At 68.6% G+C, this 25,120-nt stretch carries 19 protein-coding genes; 7 read left to right on the top strand and 12 right to left on the bottom strand.

The features are described 5' to 3' along the window. Positions 1 to 752, bottom strand: a 752-nt coding sequence (locus BEP68_RS04080) for a DUF222 domain-containing protein (RefSeq protein WP_187249289.1), incomplete at its 3' end; no start/stop codon positions are given. A 163-nt stretch (positions 753 to 915) separates the two neighbouring features. Between BEP68_RS04080 and BEP68_RS04075 the strand changes: the two genes are divergently transcribed. Together BEP68_RS04075 and BEP68_RS04070 are read left to right on the top strand one after the other, a co-directional pair. After that, positions 916 to 1,443, top strand: coding sequence for a MarR family winged helix-turn-helix transcriptional regulator (locus BEP68_RS04075; RefSeq protein ID WP_187249288.1), 528 nt, complete (start codon positions 916 to 918; stop codon positions 1,441 to 1,443). Further along, entirely contained in the window at positions 1,440 to 2,096 is a 657-nt protein-coding gene (locus BEP68_RS04070; RefSeq protein WP_187249287.1) for a hypothetical protein, read from the top strand. The genes BEP68_RS04075 and BEP68_RS04070 overlap by 4 nt, the downstream gene beginning before the upstream one ends. Before the next feature lie 22 nt (positions 2,097 to 2,118). Here the strand turns inward: BEP68_RS04070 and BEP68_RS04065 are convergent, their stop codons facing one another. Both BEP68_RS04065 and BEP68_RS04060 read right to left on the bottom strand, forming a co-directional pair. Further along, entirely contained in the window at positions 2,119 to 2,529 is a 411-nt protein-coding gene (locus BEP68_RS04065) for an MmcQ/YjbR family DNA-binding protein (protein WP_072592038.1), read from the bottom strand. Between the two features lie 220 nt (positions 2,530 to 2,749). After that, positions 2,750 to 5,743 (bottom strand): alpha-mannosidase, encoded by a 2,994-nt coding sequence (locus BEP68_RS04060; protein WP_187249286.1) that lies wholly within the window; start codon positions 5,741 to 5,743, stop codon positions 2,750 to 2,752. A 189-nt stretch (positions 5,744 to 5,932) separates the two neighbouring features. Between BEP68_RS04060 and BEP68_RS04055 the strand changes: the two genes are divergently transcribed. Beyond that, on the top strand, positions 5,933 to 6,964 hold the full coding sequence (locus BEP68_RS04055) for a LacI family DNA-binding transcriptional regulator (protein ID WP_187249285.1): 1,032 nt from the start codon (positions 5,933 to 5,935) through the stop codon (positions 6,962 to 6,964). A gap of 30 nt (positions 6,965 to 6,994) precedes the next feature. Here the strand turns inward: BEP68_RS04055 and BEP68_RS04050 are convergent, their stop codons facing one another. Further along, a complete protein-coding gene (locus BEP68_RS04050) occupies positions 6,995 to 8,305 on the bottom strand; it encodes a glycoside hydrolase 5 family protein (protein ID WP_187249284.1) in 1,311 nt (436 codons plus the stop codon). A 212-nt stretch (positions 8,306 to 8,517) separates the two neighbouring features. Here BEP68_RS04050 and BEP68_RS04045 point away from each other — a divergent pair, with 212 nt between their 5' ends. The 4 genes from BEP68_RS04045 to BEP68_RS04030 are packed head-to-tail and all read left to right on the top strand — an operon-like array spanning position 8,518 to position 14,974. Further along, entirely contained in the window at positions 8,518 to 9,819 is a 1,302-nt protein-coding gene (locus BEP68_RS04045) for an ABC transporter substrate-binding protein (RefSeq protein WP_187249283.1), read from the top strand. Between the two features lie 42 nt (positions 9,820 to 9,861). Next, entirely contained in the window at positions 9,862 to 10,749 is an 888-nt protein-coding gene (locus BEP68_RS04040) for a carbohydrate ABC transporter permease (RefSeq protein ID WP_187249282.1), read from the top strand. After that, a complete protein-coding gene (locus tag BEP68_RS04035) occupies positions 10,746 to 11,681 on the top strand; it encodes a carbohydrate ABC transporter permease (protein WP_198032348.1) in 936 nt (311 codons plus the stop codon). The genes BEP68_RS04040 and BEP68_RS04035 overlap by 4 nt, the downstream gene beginning before the upstream one ends. Then, positions 11,678 to 14,974: a GH92 family glycosyl hydrolase gene (locus BEP68_RS04030; RefSeq protein ID WP_187249281.1), complete on the top strand. Its 3,297-nt coding sequence runs from the start codon at positions 11,678 to 11,680 to the stop codon at positions 14,972 to 14,974. Before BEP68_RS04035 ends, BEP68_RS04030 begins: the two co-directional genes overlap by 4 nt. Positions 14,975 to 14,993: 19 nt before the next feature. On the opposite strand, the gene BEP68_RS18130 is transcribed toward BEP68_RS04030, so the two are convergent. The 8 genes from BEP68_RS18130 to BEP68_RS03990 all read right to left on the bottom strand — a co-directional run bounded on the left by BEP68_RS18130 (position 14,994) and on the right by BEP68_RS03990 (position 24,987). Then, positions 14,994 to 16,202: an endo-beta-N-acetylglucosaminidase H gene (locus tag BEP68_RS18130; RefSeq protein ID WP_261987679.1), complete on the bottom strand. Its 1,209-nt coding sequence runs from the start codon at positions 16,200 to 16,202 to the stop codon at positions 14,994 to 14,996. Positions 16,203 to 16,354: 152 nt separating this feature from the next. Then, entirely contained in the window at positions 16,355 to 17,986 is a 1,632-nt protein-coding gene (locus BEP68_RS04020; protein WP_187249280.1) for a fucose isomerase, read from the bottom strand. Between the two features lie 89 nt (positions 17,987 to 18,075). Next, a complete protein-coding gene (locus BEP68_RS04015; protein ID WP_187249279.1) occupies positions 18,076 to 19,071 on the bottom strand; it encodes a LacI family DNA-binding transcriptional regulator in 996 nt (331 codons plus the stop codon). Positions 19,072 to 19,126: 55 nt separating this feature from the next. Then, entirely contained in the window at positions 19,127 to 20,824 is a 1,698-nt protein-coding gene (locus tag BEP68_RS04010) for a long-chain-fatty-acid--CoA ligase (protein ID WP_187249278.1), read from the bottom strand. 63 nt (positions 20,825 to 20,887) lie between these two features. Beyond that, positions 20,888 to 21,757 (bottom strand): dihydrodipicolinate synthase family protein, encoded by an 870-nt coding sequence (locus tag BEP68_RS04005; RefSeq protein ID WP_053098052.1) that lies wholly within the window; start codon positions 21,755 to 21,757, stop codon positions 20,888 to 20,890. Beyond that, on the bottom strand, positions 21,754 to 23,409 hold the full coding sequence (locus BEP68_RS04000) for a tripartite tricarboxylate transporter permease (protein WP_053098053.1): 1,656 nt from the start codon (positions 23,407 to 23,409) through the stop codon (positions 21,754 to 21,756). Before BEP68_RS04000 ends, BEP68_RS04005 begins: the two co-directional genes overlap by 4 nt. Continuing rightward, positions 23,406 to 23,942 carry a tripartite tricarboxylate transporter TctB family protein gene (locus BEP68_RS03995; protein WP_056275260.1) on the bottom strand — a complete coding sequence of 179 codons (537 nt, stop codon included), beginning with the start codon at positions 23,940 to 23,942 and terminating at the stop codon, positions 23,406 to 23,408. The genes BEP68_RS04000 and BEP68_RS03995 overlap by 4 nt, the downstream gene beginning before the upstream one ends. Before the next feature lie 76 nt (positions 23,943 to 24,018). After that, positions 24,019 to 24,987, bottom strand: a complete 969-nt coding sequence (locus BEP68_RS03990) for a tripartite tricarboxylate transporter substrate binding protein (protein WP_187249277.1) — start codon at positions 24,985 to 24,987, stop codon at positions 24,019 to 24,021. Between the last annotated feature and the right edge of the window lie 133 nt (positions 24,988 to 25,120).

Genomic DNA, 25,120 nt, shown 5'->3' with positions numbered 1-25,120 from the left:
CCTTTGGGGTTGAGGATCGCGTCCAGGATCAGCTGCAACTGCGCCGCGACCTCTGGGGTCAGATACCCGCGGATCGCGTGCACGCCGTCCGTGAGACGACCGATCGTGATGCCCCGCCGGCGCCGGGAGTCCTCATCCTTGGGTTCTTCCCCATCGGGGTCGAACATCGACGCGAGATCCTCGGCAAGGGCCTTCAAGTCCTGCGGGGTCGGCGCCGGACCCGGCTCATCAGCCTCCAGGCCCTCATCATCAGCGTCGACCACGACGCCGTGGCCGCGAGCACACCCCGCCAACGCGACATCCGCCGCCAACCGCTGATCCACCGTCAGCCGATCCCACACCTTCTCGATCGGCCCCGTCGCCGCGAGAAACCCGGCCACCCCGACCACCCCATCCAGCAACGCGAGACGCATCTCCGACCACCGGGCCGGCATCCTCTCCCCCGCCAGACTCACCGGACGCCGCACCAGATCGACGACCCTGTCGACCCGGGACGCGCCCCGCACATCCACCGACACCGCCCGCTGCAACAACTCATTCAGCCCCCGACACCCCGCCGAATGCGGAAAGTCCGCCGCGTCGCCCGTCGCGATCGTCTCGACGATCACGGCCTCCGCGCGGCGGAAGACAGCACCCGCACCCTGCAGAACAGTCACCCGATCCGCATCCGACAACCCCGCGAGCGCGTCATCGGACAGCACCGTGTCGAGGTCGGCGATGACCCGATCCAGAAGCTCCGCAGTGCTGTTCATACCCCCAGTCAACCCGGGGCCACCGACACTCGAGACCCGAAACCACCAAGAATTACCCCAGATCAGATCCGTATTCCAATCTCCCAGAATGGCACAGCGCAGGGTGCACGCCATCAAGCGACGCCTATTGTGAACATAAGTAACAATGTAATAGGGTAACCACATGGAACCCCTCTTCGTCGACCGCCTCCTTCAGATCGCCGACCTGTTCCAGAAGGACATGGCCCGCGCGTTCGCCGGCACGGATCTCACACCGACCCGTGTGCACCTCCTGTGGGTCCTGCAGCACACCGGTCCGTCGACGCAGCAGACCCTCGCCACCCTCTGCGGGGTGACACCTCGCAACATCACCGCTCTCGTGGACGCACTCGAGGGCTCAGGTCACGTCCGTCGCACCCCCCATCCCTCCGACCGCCGCGCCGTGCTGGTCGAGCTCACCTCGACCGCCCTCGAGACCATGTCGCAGATGCAGGAGGAGCACGCGCAGCTCAATGAGACGCTGCTGAACGCGATCGCCCCCGACGACCGCGCCGCGGTCGAGCGTGGCCTGACAGCCGTCGCCGCGCATCTCGAGAACCTCGTCACCTCCGCGGCGAGCGCGCACGCCCCCGCACCCGCCCCCGCACCCGCACCCGCACCCACACCGGTGCCGACACCGGCCCCGGCACCGACACCGGAGGGCACACCATGACCGAGCATCTGCAGACGACCGCTCCGAGCCCGACCCGGATCGCGCGCATCCTCAACTTCCTCCATCGGGCATGGGTCGCCGAGCTTCGCGTCTACTCGAGCATCGCGCGTGCGATCGCCCGCCGTCCCGCAGTCCCGAAGGGCGGCACGGGGATCGGCTATCACCGTCCCGTGCTCACCGTGCTGTTCATCTTCATCGGCCTCTCCGCTGTCGAGATCCCGATCCTCGACCTGATCGTGCATCAGTGGCCCGTCGTGCGGATCACTCTGCTGGTGCTAGGGATCTGGGGTGTCACCTGGATGGTCGGCCTGCTGTGCGCGATGCTCATGCGCCCGCACGCCGTGGGGCCCGACGGCGTCCGAGTGCGCAGCGGACTCGAGCTGGACGTGCCGATCGGCTGGGCCGACATCGCGTCGATCGCGATCAGTCGTCGCGTCGATGAGCCCAAGCAGCCGCGGGTCATCGGTTCGGAGTACGCCGAGCGGATGCAGGACGAGACCAACATCGAGATCGAACTCGAACGCCCCGTCGCGATCCGGCTCCCCGGCCTCGCGCCGAAGGGCGGGACTCATCAGGTCGACCGCATCCGCCTGTGGGCCGACGACCCGCGCGCGTTCCTCGACGCCGCCCGCCCGTTCCTCGTCGCGGCCTGAACGAGGCCTGATCGCGGCGCGGTCAGTCCAACCCGCGGTCCGCGAGCCACTGCTTCGCGACGAGTACCGGAGCCCGCACCAGCCAGGCGTCCGCGATGATCTCCGCCAGCCGGTCGCGCTCGACCGCATCGAGCTGCACCAGCACACCGGGGTACCCGTCGAAGTGCGGAATGGAGAACAGCCCTTCGGGCTCTGCGGCGAGCAATGCCGCCTTCTCATCGAGGCTGCCGACTCGCACGCCCAGCACGGGCCCCTCCGGCCATTCGAGCCCGAGGTCGGCGAGCTGCCGCAGATCGACCTTGCTCGGCCCACGCACCCAGGCGATCTGACCGCTCGCCAGGCGCCAGGAGGGCTCGCCGGTGTGTCCGCCCACACGCTCGGTCACACCGGGGAGCGCGAGAGCGATCTCACGGACATCATCGACGGTCGCCATCCGCCCATCGTCCTCCCGTGAGGCGGCCGCCACAATGGCCGCATCCGCTCGCCGCCCCTCGGGTGGCATTCAGCGCGAGTCGCGCTTCGCCTGTCGACGCGCACCCTGGGCGCGACTCGAGGCGTCTCGTTTCACACCACCGGTGGTCTGCTCGGGGATCCCCGCCCGCCATGGGTTCTTCCGCGGAGGACGCCGGTCGAAGGACATCCTCCCGACTGCCTCAGCGCACGATGCGCAGCGTCCGCACCTCGAACGGCCGCAGGCGCAGCTCTCCGCCGACGCGCGGGTCGTCGATCGCATCCTCGATCAGCGAGACCTCACGGATCTCCCTGTGCTCGAAGTCGGCGACCAGCGAACCGACGGCGCGGCGACCGAGCGCCTCGTAGAGACGGACGATGACGTCACCGGAGCCGTCATCCGCGAGCTTCACGCCCGACACCACGATGCCGTCGCCGTCGACGGACACGAGAGGCGCGACTTCGCGCTCGCCGTGCACGACCGTCGGCGCGGTGTTGAGTCGGATGCCCTCGGTCGTCGCGATCGCCGCATCCGCTCCGATCACCAAGCCGATCGTGATCTCGTGGTGCCCGTGATCGGTGTCGGGATCGGGGAACCGCGGTGCGCGCAGCAGCGAGAGCCGCACGGTGGTCGCGACCGCGTCGTCCGAGACCTCGCGCGAGGTGTCGTACCCGTAGATCGAGTCGTTGACGAGCGCTACACCGAAGTCCTGCTCGCGCACCAGCACGAAACGGTGCATCGAGGTCTCGAACTTCGCAGCCTCCCAGCTGGTGTTCGTGTGCGTCACCCGCGACTGGTAGCCGAACTGCGTCTCGGCCTCGGTGTGCGTGGCCTGGATGTCGAGAGGGAAGGCGAGCTTGAGCAGCTTCTCGGTCTCGTGCCAGTCCACGTCGTTGCGCAACAGCACGGTGCGCTCGCCCGGGGCGAGCGTGATGGTCTGCTCGATCGTCGACTCCGAGAACGCCCGGGTCACGATGACGGTCGCGACCCCGTCGACGACGGATGCCGAGATCGATGCGACCGCGGTGAGGTCGTCGACGCTGTTGCGGTAGTAGCGATCGATGTCCCAGGCGTCCCACATGTTCGGGAAGTCCTGGTGCAGCTGGAACAGGTTCGCCGCCCGCCCCTCGGCCACCGCCTCTCGGCCCGACGCCTTGTCCACCGCCGAGACGACGAGTCCCTCGGCGGAGATCAGCACGGAGACCAGCTCGTTCTCGAGTCGCCAGCCGCCGTCTTCTCCTGCGAGCAGGACGGACGCCGGGGCCGGCGCCTCGACGAAGCCGGCGCCGAGGGCACGACCGCCGCCGACCGAGGTCGGCACGAACCGCAGCTCGCGCTCGCCTTCTCCGGCGAGGGAGCGGCGCGCGGCGTCGGCGAGCGCCTGCGCATCGGCGAGCACGCGCGAGAGGACCTCGACGGCCTCACGATGCACCCAGGCGATCGAGGTGCCGGGCAGGATGTCGTGGAACTCGTGCAGCAGCACCGTCTCCCACAGGCGGTCGAATTCGGCCTGGGGATATGCGGCGCCGGTGCGCACGGCATCCGTCGCCGCCCACAGCTCCGCCTCGACGAGTGCGTGCTCGCACCACCGGTGCAGCGCCTTGGTGGCGTGCTGGCTGGTGAGCGTTCCGCGGTGGAGTTCGAGATAGAGCTCGCCGACCCACACGGCCGGGGTCGGCAGCTCGGCCCTGGCCGCCTCGAAGAAGGTGTCCGGGTGCTCCCAGACGACCCGCGCGCTGCCTTCGAGGTTCTCCAGGCGCTTCGCCTTGCCGGTCATCTCGCGCGTGGTGCCACCGCCCCCGTCGCCCCAGCCCACCGGTGCGATCGACCGCGACGTCACGCGGTTCTCCTTGAACTGACGAGATGCCTTGGCGACTTCCATGCCGCTCAGCTGCGAGTTGTACGTGTCCATCGACGGGAAGTGCGTGAACACCTGCGAGCCGTCGATGCCCTCCCAGAGGAAGCTGTGGTGCGGGAACACGTTCTGCTGATTCCACGAGATCTTCTGCGTGAAGAACCACTCGAACCCGGCCCGGCGCATGAGCTGCGGCAGCGCGGGCGAGTATCCGAAGCTGTCCGGCAGCCAGACGCCCTTCGAGCGGATGCCGAACTCGCGTTCGAAGAACCGCTGACCGAACGAGAACTGGCGCACGAGCGACTCGCCGGACGGCATCACGGTGTCGGATTCGACCCACATGCCGCCGAGCGGCAGGAATCGCCCGTCCGCGACCGCGGCCTTGACCCGGGAGTAGACCTCGGGCCGGTGCTCCTTGAGCCATGCGTACTGCTGCGCGCTCGACATCCCGTAGAGGAAGTCGGGCTGCTCGTCGATCAGCGTCGCCATCGACGACGTGGTGCGGGCGACCTTGCGGATCGTCTCGCGCACCGGCCACAGCCAGGCCGAGTCGATGTGCGCATGTCCGATCGCCGAGATGCGGTGGGCGCTGGCCTCGGCGGGCGCCGCGAGCGCCGGCGCCAGTCGAGCTCGGGCATCGGCAGCGGTCTCGACGATGTGCTGCAGGTCGAGCACGTCGAGGGCATCGTCCATCGCCTGCAGGATCTGCATCCGTCGCGGCGAGGTCGCCGGCAGCTCGGCCTGGAGCTCGAACAGGACCTCGAGGTCGAGGGACAGCTCGAACACCTCCTGCTCGAAGACGGCGAGGTCGATGCGGCGGGTGCGATAGAGCGGTTCGCGGGAGGACGTGCGGATGTCGCCCTCCTGCGTCGGCAGGAAGGGGTGGTAGTCGAGCAGAACCGGGTTGGCGGCCGCCTCGAGGTAGAGCTCGACCGGCTCGTCGCCGTGCGCGGTCTCGGTGATCGGCAGCCACTGATTGCGTGGGTTGATGCTCTTCACCGGCGTTCCGTCCGGCCGGTAGACGAGCGCCTCGCACTGGAAGCCGGGCATGTTGATGTCGAACCCGAGGTCGATGACGGCCTCGACCCGACGGCCCGCCCAGTCGGCGGGGACTGCGCCGGTGATCTTGAACCAGGTCGTCGACCAGGCAGGACCCCACATGCTCGGCACGGATGCCGGGGCGAAGTCCAGTGCGAGCCCGTCGGCGGGACTGATCGGCTCGCCGGGGATCTGGTTGACCTCGACGGTGAGGGGGACGGCGGCCGAGTGGACGGCCGGGCGGATGCGCTCGTCGAGCACCCTCTTGACGCGGCCGACGGTGAGCGAGGTGTCGTCATGCATGTATCTGGTTCTCCGGGCTCGACGGTGAGTGGTGCATAGGCGTTGTGCGCGACTGGAGCCCGATTCTCGGGCAGGTGCCGACAATGCTATCGGATTTACTAAAGCGATCTAGTGAATCTCGCACCGAGCGTGTCAGACCCCTGTCGTGCGGCTACCGAGCGGCTAAACCGATCAAGTAGTGTGAGGCCCATGACCTCGGCCAAACGCGTCACCATCGCGGACATCGCGCGCATGGCCGGAGTCTCGCCCGGAGCAGTCTCGTTCGCGCTCAACGGACGCCCGGGGGTGAGCGACGAGACGCGCCAGCGGATCCTCGCGATCGTCGAGGAGAACCACTGGCAGCCGAGCTCGGCGGCACGCGCCCTCGTGGGAGCCCGTGCCAACACGGTCGGCTTCGCGCTCGCACGCCCCGCCCGTTCGCTGGGCTCCGAGGCCTTCTTCACCGACCTCATCGCGGGCATCGAATCCCGACTGTCGGAGAGCAAGGTCAGCCTGCAGCTGCGGCTGGTCACCGACATCGCCGAGGAGATGGAGGTGCATCGGCAGTGGCGCTCGTCGAACCAGGTCGACGGCATCATCCTCATCGACCCCCGCGACGACGACCCGCGCAGCGACCGGATCGCAGCCCTCGACGCCCGCGCCGTGTTGATCGGCTCCAAGCCCTCACCCGAGGGAGCGGTGCCGAGCGTCTGGATCGCCGACGACGAGGTGGCCGAGACCCTCTTCTCGTACCTCGCCGCGCTCGGACACACCCGCATCGCCTACGTGGCGGGTCCCGCCGAGCTCGAGCACACCCGACTGCGTGCCGAGGTGCTCGATCGCATGGCTGCGGACGGCGTCTCGAGCGAAGTGATCACGACGGACTTCTCCCCCGCACGCGCATCCGCGGTCACGCGATCGCTGCTCTCCGCGAGGCCCCGCCCGACGGCGATCGTGTACGACAACGACGTGATGGCCGTCGCCGGCCTCCGCGTCGCTCAGGAGATGGGCCGCGCGGTGCCCCGCGACGTGTCGATCGCCTCCTTCGACGACTCCGTCATCGCCGGCCTGATCAATCCGTCGATCACCGCGATGACCCGCGACACGTTCGAGCTCGGCGAGCAGGCCGCGACACTGCTGCTGCAGCAGATCGTCGCCGGGACCAACCTCCCGAGCGCGCAGGGCCCGACGCCGACGCTCACCGCCCGCGAGAGCACCGCCCCGCCGACGGCCGCGTCCTGACGGAGCCCTTCGGCCGCTACGGCGTCGCGCTCAGCCGCTGACGACGGTGTTGACGGAGCCGTAGGGGTCGACACCGCTCGTCGACAGATCAGGACGGATGAGGTGACGGATGCCGCGCGCGGCGAGCGCCGCGTCGTCGCGCACCGTCTGAGACGTCACGAAGGCGGGGTCGAGCCCGCGCTCGCAGGCATCCACCCACGCCTGGAACACGGCACCGCCCGGGCTCAGCGCCGCCCGGCTCACCGGCACCTCGCGCTCGTCGACGTCGACGACGATGGCCGTCTCCCGCTCCGGCGTGGCCGCCCTTTCGCGCAGTTCGGGGATCAGTTCGGCGAACCGGCGGCCGATCGGCTTGGCCGCACCGCTCTGATCGACCAGGCCCAGCGAGTACTCCAGTTCGGGGAAGTCGCCGAGCTCTCGGCTCACATCGTGCGAGCACCACCAGGTCACGCCCCAGAGGTTCTCGGTGCGCACCGCGGATCGCAGGGTCGCCTCGAGGAATCCGGGCATCTCGCTCTCGTCGAGGCAGTTCGACGGAGCGCCGACCTCCTGCAGCCAGACCGGTCGATCCCGATCCGTCGCGAAGGCGCGCGAGAGCTCGATGAGGTACTCGGCGTGGCGGTCGGAGGCGACCGAACGGCCGCCGTAGCGCTGAGCCGTGCCGTTGAAGATCCAGGAGTGGATGGTGGTCATCTCGCCCAGCCGAGACGCGTGCGCGGGGGTGAAGCCGTGCCCGTCCATGTACCAGACCGCGTCATACTCGCTGTGCACGTGCGAGAGACCGGGGGCCGCGCCCTCGGCCGCGGAGAGCAGCGACTCGATCCAGTGCCCTGCCTCGTCGATCGTCACGGGCCACGGGGACGGGTGCGTGTGCGCCGAGAACTGATTCGTCTCGTTGCCCAGCGTCAGGCCGAGGAAGTTCGGCGCATCGCGCAGCGCACCGGCCAGCGTCTGAACGAGGTCGACCTGCCCGCTGAGCGCCTTCGGATCGGTGAACATGTTGCGGTCGTGCCAGGTGTACAACCATGACGGGACGAAGTCGAAGCTCGACAGGTGCCCCTGGATCACGTCGACGCTGACGTCGAGCCCGAACTCGGCGCCGATGTCGACCATCGAGCGGACGTCGTCGATCGCCTTCGGGCGGATCAGAGTACGGTTCGGCTGCAGCACCGTCCACAACGGGAAGACCCGGACGTGATCGAGACCGAGCTCGGCGAGCGCCGCGAAGTCCCTGCGCACATCGTCGGGGGTGAAGTCGAGCCAGGAGTGCATCCAGTCCTTCGACGGCGTGTAGTTCGCCCCGAATCTCAGGCGAGCATCGAGAGCGCGGCGCTGCGTCATGTGTTCGGACCTTTCCGACAGAGCCCTCCGACGAGGACATGGTCGCACCACTATAACGCTTGAGCAACGGACCGCTACCCGGAATACCGCGGCCCGCCGATGCACGCAGTCCCGAGACCTTGACAGCGACGGGATCGGATGGTTTCATCTGCTAAAGCGTTGTAGTCCGTTCGACGGACACCGCCAATCGCCCGCCTCGAGGAAGAAGCACGATGAAAGTTCCCGCACGCATTGTCGCTCTGGCAACATTCACGATCGGCGCCATGGCGCTCGCCGGCTGCACCGGAGGCGGTGCCACATCCGATGCCGACGGACCGATCGACACCTCCGGCGAGCTGAGCGGGACGATCCAGTTCCAGACCTGGTCGCTGAAGAACGAGAAGTTCACGCCCTACTTCGAAGACCTGATCGACGCGTTCGAGAAGGAGCACCCGGAGGTCACGGTCGAGTGGCTCGACCAGCCGGGCGACGGCTACCAGGAGAAGATCCTGAGCCAGGCGAACGCCGACACGCTGCCCGACGTGCTGAACCTGCCGCCGGACATCGCCTACCCGCTCGTCGCCGCCGGCAAGCTCGTCGACCTCGAGACGGCCGACCCCGACCTGAAGTCGGCATACAACACCGGCGCATGGGACGCCTACAGTCAGTACCCGGGTGTCGAGGGCACGTACGGTCTGCCCTGGTACCTGTCCAGCGACGCATCATGGTGGAACCTCGCTCAGCTCGCCCCCTACGGCGTCACCGAGGAGAACCTCCCGACGACGGTCGACGAGCTGCTCACCCTCGCGAAGGACGTCGCGACCGAGTCCGGCGGCAAGGTCCAGCTGCTGTCATCGATCCCGGCACTCGACACGTTCACGTCGGCCGGCATGGAGGTCATCAACGACGACGGCGAGTTCGACTTCAACACCGACGAGGCCGCGGCCATCATCGAGAAGTACGCCGACGCGTACGCGGCCGGAGCCATGCCGGCCGAGGCGCTGACCGGCGACTACGGCGGAAACGCCGAGGCGTACATCCAGGAGAAGGTGGCCTTCACGACCGGTGGCACGGGTTTCACGACCGACCTCGCGAAGGACGCGCCCGCGCTGCTCGAGAACACGGTCGCCACGCAGCGACTGGGCATCCCGCCGCTCTACGTGCAGGGACTGAACGTCTCGGCCGACTCCGACAACAAGGAGGCCGCCCTCGCGTTCGCCGAGTTCGCGACGAACGAGGAGAACCAGGTCGCGTTCTCATCGCTCGCCGTCGGCACCGCTCCCGGCACCTCCGCGGGCGGCGACGCCGTCGTCGAGAACATCTCCTCGTCGATCACCGACGAGAAGCAGCTCTCCGCGATCGACACCGTGTTCACAGCCATGGAAGACGCCAAGGCGATCCCGTTCCAGTGGACCTCCGACATGGCGACGTACATGACCCAGCAGATCGCGCTCGCCGTCAACGGCGAGGCCGACGCGCAGGAGCAGCTCGACAAGATCGTCGAGTACGCCAACGCGAACCGCGTGGACCAGTAAGCCATGAGCGCGCACACCAGCATCCGGAGCCGGAGGACGACCATGCGATCGCACCGGTGGTTCACACCCTGGCTGCTCCTCGGCCCCGCCGTCATCTGGGTGCTGGTGTTCGCGCTCTGGCCGTTCCTCAACACCGTCTTCCTGAGCTTCACGGACGCCCGTCCCCTGCGGACCCCCGAGTTCGTCGGCGCCGCGAACTACGAGCGGATGTTCGGCGACGAGATGTTCTGGAACGCCCTCACCACGTGCATCATCTACGTGGTCGTCTGCGTGCCGTTGCTCACGATCCTTCCCCTGCTGCTCGCCCTGCTCGTGCAGAAGAAGCTGCCGGGCATCGCGTTCTTCCGCACCACCTTCTACTTCCCCGTCATCGCCTCGGTCGTCGTCGTCGCCCTGATCTGGACCTGGCTGTTCGACAGCCGCGGCATCATCAACCAGACGCTCGAGTTCCTCGGCCTCGTCGACAAGCCCATGGCGTTCCTCGTCGACCGGTGGCTGCTGCTCGGCTGCGCGATCCTGCTCACGGTGTGGAAGGGTCTCGGCTACTACATGGTCGTGTACCTCGCCGCGCTGGGCAATGTCGGCAAGGAGCTGCACGAGGCGGCCATGCTCGACGGCGCCGGCTCGTTCCGTCGCTTCCTGTCGGTGACGATCCCGTCGGTGCGCGGAGCGATGCTCCTCATCGCGGTGCTCATCGCCGTCTCGGCGATGAGAGTGTTCGCCGAGCTCGACGTGCTCTCCAAGAGCACGGGAGGTCCCGGTGGATACGACATGTCGCTGGTCATGCTGATCCGCCAGGTCGGCTCCGGCCTGAACGGCAACATCGGCTACGCCTCGGCGATCAGCGTCGCGCTGTTCCTCCTCACCCTCATCCCGCTGGCCGCGATCGCCTTCATGAATCGCGAGAAGAAGGCGAAGGTCTCCGCATGAGCACCCTCACTCCGCCCCGCATCGACGACGACCGTCGCCCTGACGATCAGCCGGCTGCGACCACGCGCGAACCCATCTTCCGCCGCCGCGGTTCCGGCGACTTCAGCAAGCCGACGCTCGGCGGGCTCATCGGCCGCTATGCGCTGCTGCTGCTCGTGCTGGTGCTCGTCATCGGCCCGTTCCTCTGGCAGCTCTCGACATCGTTCAAGGGTCCCCAGGAGAACATCTACTCGTTCCCGCCCAACCTGATCCCCCGCGAGCCGACGCTGCAGAACTACGCCACGGTCGCCGAGATCGTGCCGGTGTACCTCTACGCCTGGCACTCGCTGCTCGTCTCGGTGGGCACCGTCGTCAGCAACGTGGTGCTCGCGACCTTCGCGGGCTACGCCCTCGGATGCATGCGGTTCCGCGGCAAGTGGATCGTCATGGCCATCCTGCTCTCGACCCTGCTCTTCCCCGGCGAGGTCACGGTGACGAGCAACTTCCTCACCATCCGCTCGCTCGGCCTCGCCGACACCCTGTGGGGCGTGTTCCTGCCCGGCGCCATCAGCGCGATGAACGTGCTGCTCGTCGCCACCGCCTGCCGCATGATCCCGAAGGACGTGCTGGACGCCGCGACGGTCGACGGAGCGACGACCTGGCAGCGCATCCGTCACATCGTGTGGCCCAACATCCGCGGCATGGTCTCGGTGGTCGCGATCTTCGCCTTCATCGGCGCCTGGGACGACTACCTCTGGCCCCTGATCGTGCTCTCCGATCCGTCGAAGTACACGCTCACCGTTGGCATGGCCTACCTCAACAGCAGCTTCTCGGTCGACCCGCGCCTGATCGCGGCGGGCACCATGATCGCCCTCGTGCCGATCGTCATCATGTTCTCGTTCACGCAGCGGTTCTTCTTCAAGGGCGTGCAGGAGGGCGCGGTCAAGGGGTGAGCGACGCCCAGCTCACGCCCGCCGACGGACCCGCCGATCCTCCGTCGTCCCGCCCTCACGCCGGCGTGCTCCGCGGTGAGGTGTTCGCCTACTCGTTCGATCCGTCAGCGGGCGAACAGCGGATCGATGTTCCCGGACTCGCGGACGTCGCGATCAGCCCAGACACTCTGCTGCACTGGGCGTTCTACGCAGACGGCGACGCGGCGACCCTGGCTCCGCATGCCGCCCTCGCGGTGACCGTCGATGTCCGCGGAGACGGCGCGCGGCTCGGCGAGACAGCCGCCGTGCGTGACCGGTACGACTTCGCCATGACCGCCGATGCCCAGTTCGCGGCGCGCTGGAGCATGCCCGAGCAGTGGAACGCCGACACCGTGTCGCTGGCGCCGATGCTCTCCGGCTCGGCCCCGCACACCTCCGCCACCGTCGAGCTGGTGCTCGGCAGCGGATCGCTGGCGGGGATGAGCGGACTGCCGCCGCGCGTCACGGGATTCGTGCAGGTCCTGGTCGAGGAGCAGGTCGAGCAGCAGCATGCCGTCGCCGACCCGCCAGCGGTCGAGCGAGTGGACACTCGTCGCGGCAGCCACTCGGGCCCGCGCTTCTCGCGGGGCAACACCATCCCCGCCGTCGCCGTGCCGCACGGCTTCACCTTCGTCACCGCGGCGACCGATGCCTCGGACACGCGCTGGCCGTATCGGCCGAGCATCCACGACGATCCACCCGGGCGACGCCTCGAGGCCCTGCAGTTCTCGCACCAGCCGAGTCCGTGGATCGGCGACCGCTCGGTGCTCCAGCTCATGCCGTTCGACGGGCATCCGGCCTCCGAGCGCGCCGCGCGCCGCCGGTGGATCGCCCCGGGCACCGAGCGAGCACGCCCCCACGAGTACGCCGCCGATCTCGGTGATGGTCTGCGCGTGGAGATGACCGCGACGTCGCACACCGCCGCCTTCCGCGTGCATGGCGCAGACACTGACGCGATCGTCGGCTTCGTGATCGATCAGCCCACCGATGACGGCGAGCTGCGCTGGACCGACGGCGGCGGCTTCGAGGGGTGGACGCCCGAGGGCTCCGAGGACTGGGGCAACTCTCCCCGCTGCTACTTCGCGGGCGCCGTGCTGCGTGGCGAGGGCGACCCTGCGACGAGTCTGCGCGGCGCCCTCGACGACGACGGACGGGCGCGGGTCGCGGGCTACGTCGCCGGCGACGGGTCGCTCGAGGTGCGCGTGGCCGTGTCGTTCCTGTCGGTGGAGCAGGCCAGGCGCAGTCTCGAGATCGAGTGTCCTCCGGGCATCGCATATGACGAGTTGCGAGCGGAAGCCGCAGCCTCCTGGAACCGGGTGCTGGACCGCGTGACGATCCCGCCGCTCGACGCATCCGAGACCCCGTATCGCCGATTGGCCGACGAGGAGAATCGAAACCGGATAGCCGCCGCATTGCATCGGATGCATCTGTATCCGAACTCCGCCGCCGAGAATGCCGGCACTGCAGAGGCGCCGCGGCATCGCTTCGCCGACGTGTTCGCCCCACGCGCGCCGTTCGGGGAGAGTGAGACGAGCGCGCCGATCGTCGACGGCGAGCTCATCGTGAACAACGGCTATTGGGACACCTATCGCACCGAGTGGCCGGCGCTCGCGCTGCTCGATCCCTCGCTGACCGGCAGACTGCTCGACGGCCAGCTCGAGCAGTACCGTCGCGGAGGGTGGATGGCGCGGTGGAGCGCGCCCGGATATGTCGACAGCATGGTCGGCACCTCCAGCGACCAGATCTTCGCCGATGCCGCCCGGTGGGGCGTGGCGTTCGACCGGGCGGAGGCGTTCGAGAGCGGATGGCGCAACGCCTGCGAACCCGGACCCGATGCGCGGCGCGGCCGCAAGGGCATCGCACGCGGACGCTTCACCGGCTACATCTCGTCCGAGGTGCCGGAGGGCATGAGCTGGACCGTCGAGAACGCGGTGAGCGACGCGGCGCTGGGCCGGTTCGCCGAGCAGCTGGCCCTCGAAGCCGAACGCGCAGCCGCTCCCGGCTCCGACCGCGATGCCGCTCGCTACCGCTCGTTCGCCCGCTATTTCGCCAACCGAGCGCGGTCGTATCGCACACTCTTCGACTCGGAATCCGGGTTCCTCCGCGGCAGGGATGCCGACGGCGACCTCGCCCCCGAGTTCGACCCGCGCTCCTGGGGAGGCGACAACGTCGAGACGAACGCCTGGGGCATGTCGGTGGGCGCCGTGCACGACGGCGCCGGCCTCGCCGCGCTGTACGGCGGACGTGGGGCCTTCGCACAGCACCTCGACGCGCTCCTCGCCGAGCCGGAGACCGCCGACGAGCGATTCGGCGGGGCGTACGGCACCGTCATCCACGAGCAGCGGGAGGCGCGGGCCCTGCGTTCGGGCATGTGCGCGATCTCGAATCAGCCCGCCCATCACATCCCCTTCATGTACGCGTTCAGCGACCGGCCGTGGCGAGCCGGCGCGATCGTGCACGAGCTGGCCGGGCGTCTCTTCGCAGGCGCCCACATCGGACAGGGCTTCCCCGGCGACGAGGACAACGGCGAGATGAGCGCCTGGTGGCTGTGGGCCGCGCTCGGTCTCTATCCGCTCGAGCTCGCGTCCGGCGTGCTGAGGATCGGCTCGCCCCTCTTCGACGACATCCGCGTCGATCGCGCGGACGGCCGCTCGCTGCGCATCCGCTCTCATCGCCGAGAGCCGGGAGCGCACGTGCTGCAGCGTGCCCGGCTCGACGGGGTCGACCTGCCCAGGGCCGAACTTCCCGTCGACGCCCTCGCCGGGGACGCCCTCGTCGGGGACGTCGAGCTCGAACTGGTCTTCGGAACCGAGCCCGCGGATGCTCTCGAGACGGGTGAGCGGATGACGGATGAGATCGCGCCCTGGTGCCGCGATCTCACGGCAGACACAGGAGGCGTCATCGCGTCGGCATCCGTCATCGATGCGGACCGCCTGTTCGACGACGGCGACCCGAGCGACCGGAGCGACCCGAGCGGTTCAAGCGGCGTCGTCCTGGCGGCCGGCGAATGGGCAGGATGGCGTTTCGCCGAGCCGCGCGCGGTCTCCGATCTCACAGTGACGATGGCCACCGGCGCCCCGTCGTCTCGGCTGCGATGGGAGATCCTCGACGCGGACGGATGCTGGGCGGCGGCTCCGACCACCTACGACGCGGAGCTCCCGGCCGATCGCACGACCCCGTTCGAGCTGGTGTCGCGCGTCGTGACCCCGGCGATCCGCCTGCGAGCGGATGCCGAGGTCACGATCCGTCAGATCGAGGTCTTCGACCTCGGGTGATGGCCTCGAGCGCGGGTCGTCACTTCGACAGGACGAACGAGAGCTCGGTGACGTTGCCGGCGACGTCGACCACCTGCAGCGTGTTCTCCCCCACGACCGCACCGAAGACACCGGGCTTCACGAAGTTCAGGTCGCTCCACGCGTTGTCCGAGAGGTCCTTGACGACCCCGTTCACGGAGAGCCGGTCGATCTTGCCTTCGTCGAAGAGCTTGTAGCTCACGCGCTGGTAGCTGCCGTCGGTCTCGACCTTGGTGAATCGCGCGCCGTCCTTGATCGTGACGGTCGGCGAGGTGGTGTCGCGAGGCGCCGCCCGGTACTCCGTCGCCTCGCCCTTCAGCGCCTCGGTGATGCCCGAGAGATAGGCCGACTGATCGGTCGCGGTGAGGTTGTAGGCGACATAGACGCCGTAGCCGTCGGCGACCGTGCGGGTCGCGAAGTCCTCCGCCGTCGCGGCGCTCGTGTTCGAGAGGTCGATCGCCGCTGCCCCGAGTCGGGTGCGGTCCTCCAGCCCCGGAACGGTGGGCGCGTCATAGGTCGGGTAGTACGGGTTCCAGGCGTAGTCGAGCACGCCGGCCGCGTCGAACAGCGTGAAGTCGGTCGTCGTGTAGCTCGGACCGATCGCATACAGGCTGATGATCTTGTCGGGTCCGAGACGGTCGCGCAGCGCCGTGGCCAGCCATCCGAACGACTGCGGGTTGGGCTGCGGGGTGCCGTTCGCCCCGTATTCGGTCCACTCGTCGTCGAAGTCGATGCCGTCGAGACCATAGGTCGTCACGGCGTCGGCGAGCTGCGCGGCGAACGCATCCGCCTGCGCATAGGAGGTGAAGTTCGCGAATCCCGCACCCTGATGGTTGCCGAGCACCGAGAGCAGCACCTTGGTGCCGTTCTCCTGCACCGGACGGATCTGCGTCTCGGCGTTGTCGAGCGTCTCGGTGACCCGCTCGTTGAAGTGCAGGTACGCCTTCTCGCCGTCGTAGTTGATGTTGGCGGCGAAGATCATGGCCATGTCGATGGCGGCGTCTCCGGACTCGGCAAGGGTGTAGTCGGCGACGTTGGCTAAATCGTTCGAGTTCACCTCGACGTACACGGCGAGCTGTGGGTCGACCGGCTCGGTCGTGTCGGCGGCGGCACCCGTGGTTCCGGCGAGCATGCCGGCAGCAGCGGTGGCGAGCACTCCGAGACCGGCGATGCCCTTTCGGAACCGGTGATTCCTGACGTTCTGGTTCATGACTGATCGTCTCCTTCGGCGTCGTTGTCGAATCCGGTCGCGCCGTCGCGACCTGTCGCCGACTATAGCGCTTAAGTGATGTGACGGGAAGGCAGAGAAGAAGGGGCGGATGCCGCAGCATCCGCCCCTTCTCGACCGCCTGGACCCCTCGCTCAGATGGTCACATCTCCGACGAGATTGACCTGGATGCCCATGCCCGCGAACATCGCGGCCTTCGCGATCAGCGCCTTGTCGGCCGTCTCGGCGTCGGGCGCGTAGACGAGCTGCGCGTGGTTGGCCTTGTGGCGGGCCATGAACTGGTCGCGCGAGATGCCGTGCAGCACGACGTGCGCGATCGGCCACTCCGGGTTCGTGGCATCCTTGCGTCGCTGCGTCTCCTCCGCAGGCAGCTCCACCACGGAGGCGCGGAAGATGTCGGCCTGCAGGATGCCGTCGGCGATGAACACGCGCGACAGCACGATCTCGCCGGGCTTCGAGACGCCGTTGATCGTGGCGCCGCCCGCAGGGAAGAAGACGTGACCCTGTCGCCAGCCCTCGGCGTTCTGCCATCCGCCGAGATGCGAGGCGGGCACCGAGCCCGAGATCTCGTAGACCCAGACGAACTCTCCGTCGAAGTCCTCGCCCCAGCGCACGTCGTGCAGGGTGTTGTCGGGCACCAGACCCATGGCGCGCCAGACGCGGTCGGTGACGAGGGCGTCGACCGCCACCCCTTCGTCAGCCTCGTTGAAGTGCGGGAATGCCCGGCCGTCGTGCAGCACCCGCGAACCGTCGCGAGAGGTGACGGGAGGACGCTCGGTCGAATTCAGGATGCCCTCGGCGAGGTCCGATGCAGGGACGAGGTCCTTCAGGCCCTGCTGGTACTGGATGCCGACAGCGTCGAGCCCGAAATCGTCGGCGATGCGGAGTGCGGCGATGTACATCTTCAGCTGCCACTGCACCTGCTCACGGGTCAGCTCGGTGGCGGCATCCTCGCCGTAGCGGAAGGTCATGCCGGCGTCGATCAGCCAGTCGTAGGCGGCATCCGCCTCATGCTCGCCGACCTCGAGCATCTCGGCGTACAGCGCGGACTGCGAGAGGCGCTCCTTGTAGATGCCCGTCTGGTTGAGCAGCTCGTCGTCGAAGATCGCGTTGTACATGCCCATGCAGCCCTCGTCGAAGACGCCGATGATGGCCTTCTCGGCGCGCAGCTCGGCGGCGAGCGCCTCACCCAGCTGCTTCTCGGGGCTGTCCGGCAGCTCGGGCAGAGGGCGCACATGCGAGGCGTCATGGGTGATCGACCCGGTCTCCGTCCACTCCCTGATGCCGTCCGTGAACCAGTCGTCGGTGAAGTCGACCGACCAGATCGTGGAATAGGGCTTGCCCATCTTGGTGAGGCCGGCATTGAGGCCGAGGAGTCCGACCAGGCCGGGCCAGTCGCCCGCGAAGTTCGCGACCGTGAGGATCGGCCCCTCGTGGGTGCGCAGTCCTGCGAGCACGTGGTGCGAGTACTGCCACACGGCCTCGGCGACGATCAGCGGAGCATCCGTCGGGATGCTCTTGAAGACCTCGAGGCCCATGCGCTGGCTCGAGATGAAGCCGTGGCCGGTCTCGGGATCGACGTCGTTGGCTCGGACGACGCTCCAGCCGAGCTGTTCGAAGACGCCGGTGACGCCCGCTTCGAGTTCGACCTGCACGGGCCAGCCGCCCGTGTTCGCGGCTTCGCGCAGGTCGCCGGAGGCGATCAGGTACGCGGTCTTCGGCGCGGACACCGGTCGGGATGCCGTCGTCGGCAGGGTATAGGTCATGACTCGCGTCCTCCTTGATCGCACGTGTCCTGCAACTGTACGTGAAATCGGTTTCAGCACGCAAGCAGTAGGACCGAGCGTCGTCTGCGTCAGTGCGTGGCGGTCGCGCCCGCGCGGGCGGGCTGGACCTCGGCCGGCAGCACCACGGTGCGCGACGGACCACCGGCCCCACCGATGCGCTCGAGCAGCATCCGCGCCGCCCGGACTCCCATCTCGCGCGCCGGGAGGCGCACGACGGTCACCGCTGTGGGCGAGAGGGTGGTGAACGGCAGCGAGCCGATCACCGCCACGCCGACCCGCGGCGGGGTCAGGCCGTGCTCCGTCAGCACCTGGATCGCACCGACGCCGATCAGGTTGTTCCCCGCCACCACCGCGTCCGGCGGCTCCGGGAGCGCGAGCAGCTCTTCCATGGCGCCCCTGCCTCCGTCGACGCGGAAGGTCGCGAAGCGCAGCAGCTCATCGGCATCGACCTCGGGGGCGCGCGCCGCGAGCGCAGACCGCCAGCCGGCAGCGCGCTCTGCGGCCGTGTCGATCCCCTCCGGACCGCCGATGTACGCGACCCTCCGGAATCCGCCGGCGAGCAGCGCTTCGGTGGCCGATGCCCCGGCCTCGCGATTGGCCATGACCACACCGTCGACGTCGTAGACCGTATGCCGATCGACGGCGACGACGGGGCGCCCCGTGTCGAGGATGCCGTCGAGCCTCGTGCGTTCGGACGCGGGGGCGATGATCACACCCGACATGTGCTCGGAGACCGCGATCTGGAGGTAGGTCGTCTCCTTCTCGGGCTGCGAGTCGGAGTTGCAGAGCACGACCGAGTATCCGGCCTCGGACGCGACGTCCTCGACGCCTCTGGCCATCTCGGTGAAGTAGGGGTTCTCGATGTCGGGGATCACCAACCCGATGACCTCGGACCTCTGCCGCCGCAGATTGCGAGCCGTGCGGTTGGGCGTGAAACGCAGCTGCTCGGCGGCCCGGCGCACCGCCTCGACCTTCGCGGCGGAGACGCTGGTGCCGTTGAACACCCGCGAGACGGTGGCGGGCGAGACCTGCGCGAGTCGAGCGACATCGTAGATCGTGGCCATCGGCACACTGTAACCGGTTTCAGGTCGCCACGGAGAGTTCGTCTGCGCCGGCGCGTCAGTCGGCCAGCATCCGATCCCGCACCTGCCTGCGCAGGACCTTTCCGATGAGCGAGCGGGGCAGCTCGTCGACGACCGTGATGCGCTTGGGCACCTTGTAGGGCGTCAGCCGCGTGCGGCAGAAGTCGCGCAGCGCACCGGTGTCGAGCACAGCTCCCTCGCGGAGCACGACCGCAGCGGCGATCTCCTCTCCCCCGCTCGACCGCGGAAGGCCGACGACCGCGGCCGCGACCACGTCCGGGTGCGCTTCGAGCGCGTCCTCGACCTCACTGGGCGACACGTTGAAGCCGCCCGTGATGATGAGCTCCTTGAGGCGGTCGACGATCGTGACGAAGCCGTCGACCGAGACCTCGGCGATGTCGCCTGTGCGCAGCCATCCGTCAGACAGCAGGACATCGGCGGTGTCGCCGGGACGGCGCCAGTACCCCTGGAAGACCTGCGGGCCGCGGATGAGCAGCTCGCCTCGTTCGCCGACGGGCAGGTCGACGTCGGTGTCGGCGGGGTCGACGACGCGGATCTCGGTGCTCGGGAAGGGCACTCCGACCGTGCCAGGGCGCCTGCTCCTGCCCATCGGGTTGCCGAGCGCGACGGGCGAGCTCTCGGTCATGCCATAGCCCTCGACGAGCAGACCGCCGGTGGCCTCCTCCCACCGCTGCACTGTCGCGACGGGAAGGCTCATCGCCCCGGAGATGGCGAATCGGACGGTCGAGAGGTCGATGGTCCCCCGCGATGCGGCTCGGGCGAGCTGGTCATAGATCGGCGGGACCGCGGGCAGGAACGTGGGCGGACTGGTGCGGGCCGCCTTCGTGACCAGGCCGAGGTCGAACGTCGGGAAGAGCACCAGCTTCGCGCCGATGCTCATCGCGAAGGTCAGGCACAGCGTCATGCCGTAGGCGTGGAACAGCGGCAGCACGCCGTAGAACGTCTCCTCGCCGTCGACCAGACCGGGCACCCATGCCTGGCCCTGCATCGCGTTGGCGCGCAGGTTCGCGTGAGTGAGGATCGCGCCTTTGGGCGTGCCCGTGGTTCCGCTCGTGTACTGCAGCAGGGCGGTGTCGTCGAGCGTCGGGCCGGCGACCTTGCGCGAGAGCGGCCGATGGTCGACCAGCTTCCTCCAGGCCACTGCTCGCCGTGTCCGCGGGGTGGCCGTCAGCTTCGCGCGCGCCGCGCGCGCCTTCGGGATGGGCAGGCGCAGCAGCATCCGCTGAGCGGCGGGCATCGCCTCGGTGAGGTCGACGCTCACGATGTGCTCGACTCGCAGATCGGAGGGGAACTCGGCGATCGTGTCGACCGTCTTGTCCCAGACGATCGCGACCTTCGCTCCGTGATCCTCGAACTGGTGCCGCAGCTCCCTCGCCGTGTAGAGCGGGTTGTGCTCGACGACGATCGCTCCCAGGCGCAGCGCCGCGTAGAACGCCACGACGTGCTGCGGGCAGTTCGGCAGCACGAGGGCGACCCGGTCGCCCTTGTGCACGCCCAGGCGCCTCAGCCCCTCGGCAGCGCGTGCGATCTGGTCGCCGAGCTCGCGGTAGGTCGTGACCACACCGAAGAACTCGAGCGCCGGTCGACGAGCGAAAGCGGCGATGCTCGCCGACATCATCTCCGGCAGCGTCTGCGTCGGAGCGTCGATCTCGGCGGGCACACCGTCCGCGTAGGAGTCGAGCCATGGCCGGGATTCATACGGGGAGTCGGACATGGGTCCATCCTGCCCCGACCGGCTGTGAGCCGGCCCGCCCCACGCGGCGCGAGATGCGAGCGGCTAGCTGTGCGCCGCCACCACCTGCGCGACGGCGCGACGCTCGTCGTCCGTCGGCTCGGCGATCGCCATGCGGCAGTGGGTGTCGACCACATCGAGCACGCGGTAGGCCTCTTTCATCCGCGCCATGTCGCCGCCGATGAGCGACACGACATCGTCGACCGCGGCCTGAGCGACCGCGATGGCGTCGGCATCGCCGGAACGGCCGGCGTCGGCCAGGGCACGGAAGGGCTTCGGGGTGACCGAGGAGACGCCCGAGACGACACCCTGGGCACCCACCTGCACGGCCGCGATCAGGTCGCGGTCGGCGCCGGTGTAGAGGTCGAAGTCGGCGGGCACCGCGGCCCTGTAGGCGGCGATGTCGTCGAGCGACAGCTCGCTGATCTTCGCGCCCACGATGTTCGGCAGCGCGGCAAGCCGCGTCAGCAGCTCGACCGACACCGGATTCCCGCTGCGCGCGGGATAGATGTAGACGTAGAGACGACCGTCGCCGATCGCGCTCGACAGCGCTTCGTAGTACTCGAAGATCGACTCGTCCGTGGCCTTGAGGTAGTAAGGGGTGAGGGCGGCGAATTCGGTCGCACCCAGTCCCTTCGCGATCTCGACGAGACGCAGCGCCTCGAAGGTGCTCGGCTGGCCGACGTGCACGACGACGCGCATGCGGTCCTTCAGCTCGGCCAGCGCGGCCTCGACGATCGCCGCGAACTCGGTCGCGTCGACGGCAGGGAACTCGCCCGTGGTGCCGAGGACGAAGGCGCCCTCGTTGCCCGATTCGGCGACGAAGCGGAAGATCGCTCGCGATCCCTCGAGGTCGAGTGCGCCGTCGCTGTGGAAGGCTGTGGGCACGGCGGTGAGGATGTCGTAGCGGGTCACTTCTCGTTCTCCTTGGAGTTCTTGCGGGTCTTGCGCGGGCGCCTCGTGGCGGCCGGGACGCTGCGGACGGTCGACGTGAGCAGGTCGGGGTCGGCGGCGAGCTCGCCGTGCGCCTTCTCGATCTGCTCCCGGCTCTCGGCATCGAGGATCGAGTCCTCGAGTGAGCCGCGCTCGGCACGGGGTGTGCGGGCCGCGCGGATCGCCGGCATGACGATCGAGAGCACGGCGAGCGCGAGCAGCACGATCGCGATGGGACTGACGACCTCGAAGAACGGCCGCGTGGGCAGGATCGCCAGCGTGCGAGCCAGGTTCTCCTCGGCCAGGGGGCCGAGCAGCAGGCCGAGCACGATCGGCCCGGCCGGCACCTGCATCCGCTTGAGCAGCACTCCGATGACACCGAACACGAGCATCGTGACGACGGTCGACAGGCTGTTCGAGGTGGCGTACGTGCCGATGATGCAGAAGATCAGGATGCCGCTCCACAGGTACGGCTGCGGCACGTCGAGCAGCTTCACCATGCCCTTCATGCGCACGAGGCTCAGCCCGAGGGAGAGCAGGGTCGCGACGAGCATGATGCCCACGATCGAGACGACGAGGTCGGGGCGGTTGGTGAACAGCGTGGGTCCGGGGGTGATGCCCCAGATGATCATCGATCCGATCATCACCGCCATCACCGAGTCGCCGGGGATGCCGAGGGCCATCGTGGTCGTGAGGGAGCCGCCGAGCGTGGCGCTGGACGCGGTGTCGGATGCCGCGACGCCCTCGATCGAGCCCTTGCCAAACATCTCGGGGTGCTTCGATGCCTTGCGGGCTCGTTCCCATCCGATCAGACCGGCGATGTCGCCACCGGCTGCCGGGATGAGCCCGACCCCGAGACCGACGGCGCCGCCGACCGCGGTGGCTCGACCGCTCTGCTTCAGCTCGGCGCGATTCGGCCACCAGCGGCCGAGGCTCGAGATCGGGCGCACGTGCGACTTGCGATACGTGAGCAGCTGGTCGAAGAGCTCGGCGATGCCGAAGAGTCCGATGATCACGGCGATGAAGTTGACGCCCTCGACCAGCTCGAGCACTCCGAAGGTGAATCGCTGGTCCGCCGTGGCGGCATACGTTCCGACGGTGCCGAGCATGAGGCCGAAGAGACCCGCGAGGATGCCCTTGAGCATCGACTTCGACGAGATCCCGATCATGATCGCGATGCCGAAGACGACGAGCGCGAACAGCTCGGGCGACTTGAAGTAGTCGCGGGCGAAGCTGGCGATCGGCACGGCGGCGACGGCGAAGAGCACGAGGGAGGCGAGGATGCCGACGGCCGAGACGATCGCCGAGATCGTCAGCGCGAGACCGGCTCGCCCCTGCTTCGCCATCGGATAGCCGTCGAGAGTCGTCGCGATCGACGCGGGAGTGCCGGGGGTGTTGATGAGGATCGACGGCACGCGGTCGCCGAAGTTCGCGGCGACGTAGATCGTCAGCAGCACCGCGAGGCCCTGCACGGGCTCCAGCGTGAGCGTGAATCCTGCGGCGAGAGCGACCGCCATGGTCGCGGTGATGCCGGGGAAGGCGCCGACCATGAAGCCGAGCAGCAGCCCGACGAGCATGTACAGCAGGATCGAGATGTCGAGGAGCGAGTTCAGCCCCTCCATGAGCGCGTTCACAGCGGGATCCTCAGGAGCATGCCGAACACCACGTAGACGAACGCGGTGACGGAGACGGAGTAGATGATCAGGCTCAGCCACCGGCGGTGCCCGTAGAGGAGCATGAGAGCGGCCATCAGCACGGCGGCGGCGATCGGGAAGACCTCGATGCGGTAGCCGAAGAGGATGACGGATCCGAGCGACCACACCGCGATGAAGGCCCCGGCGATCAGCAGGGTGGCGATGACGCGGACCACGCCGCCCGGCTGGATGCGGTCGAGGTCTTCGCGGCCGGGAGCGGGGCGGGTGATCGCCAGAGCCAGGATCACGAGCGAGACGACGACCGCCGTGACCGCGAGGACCATGGGCCAGAAGCGCGCGTCGATCTGTCCGGGCAGTGCCTCTCGGCGCAGCGGGATCTGCGTGGCCAGGAAGAGATAGCCGGCGCTGAACGCCAGGGCGACGGCGCCGAAGACGATCTCGAGCGGTCGCGAGGGCGGTGCCCCCTGGTGCGCGTCCTGCTCGATCGCAGGAGTGACATCGGCGTGGGACATGGTGCTCCTTCCCTGGTTTGACGTGCGGCGGCGGACCGCGGGGCCGGCGTGCGGCCGACCCCGCAGTCGGAGCCGGTCAGCCCAGGAGGTCCTTGAACAGGTCGAACTGCTCGTTCACGAACGTCGTCCACTCGGCCGAGTCGCGGTAGACCACGAGGTTGCCGGCATCCTTCTGGAACTGCTGGTAGGTGTCGGACTCGACGGCCTCCTTGACGGCGGCCTCGAGCTCGCTCTTCACGTCATCCGGCAGACCCTTGGGGGCGTATATGCCGCCCCAGCCGCCGAAGACCACGTCTTCGCCGATCGCCTCGTCGGCTGTCGGCACGTCCTCGGCGTCGGGGTGACGCTCGTCGTTGAGGACTGCGAGGATGCGTACGGCCTCGCCCTGCGCGAGAGCCTCGCCCAGGCCGGACACGGCGGCGACGGTCTCACCGGATGCGGCGGCGGCGACCGCCGTCGCTCCACCGTCGTAGGGAACCGGCGTGAACGCGGCGCCGGTCGCGTCGCCGAGGCCGATCGTCGCGGCCTCCCAGATGGAACCCGCGCCGGAGTTGGCGACGGTCACGGCGCCGGCCTCGGCCCGGGCGACCAAGTCTTCCAGAGTCTCGATGCCGCTGTTCGCGCCGACCGTGACGACACCGGGGGCGAGCATGATCTGGCCCAGCAGGTCGAAGTCCTCGGGCAGCACGTTCGCGCTCTGCGTGGTGTTGAGCATCGCGATCTCGACCGGGGCGAACCCGATGACGTAGCCGTCCGGATCCTGCGATCCGACGTACTCCATCGCGAGAGCCCCTGCCGCACCCGGCATGTTCTCGGGGATCACGCTGACGCCGAGGATGCCCTCGAGCTCGGTCGCGAGGGCACGCGACGACAGGTCGGATCCACCGCCCGGGTTCGCCTGGATGATCAGACGGATGTCATTCTCGGGAAAGGCGGATTCCGCGTCTTCACCCTCTTCGACCTTCGTGCAGGCCGACAGGACGAGAGCGGTGGCGGCGACGGCCGCGAGAGCGGCGGCGGCCCGGGTGATGCGCTTGCGGGGCATCTTTGCTCCTCTACGTGGGTCGACCTTGTTGTCGACCCCCTGACCGTATCAGTGTTGACTGTTAACAGTCAACACTGATACCGGTATACAACTCTCCGCCACCGCCTGTCATCCGCGCCCCGGCAGGTGCGAG

The sequence above is a fragment of the Microbacterium sp. 4-7 genome, from assembly GCF_014332665.1.
In the GTDB taxonomy this organism is placed as follows: Bacteria; Actinomycetota; Actinomycetes; order Actinomycetales; family Microbacteriaceae; genus Microbacterium.
Note: the sequence above shows the minus strand (reverse complement) of the source record. Positions and strands in the feature narration are given on the sequence as shown.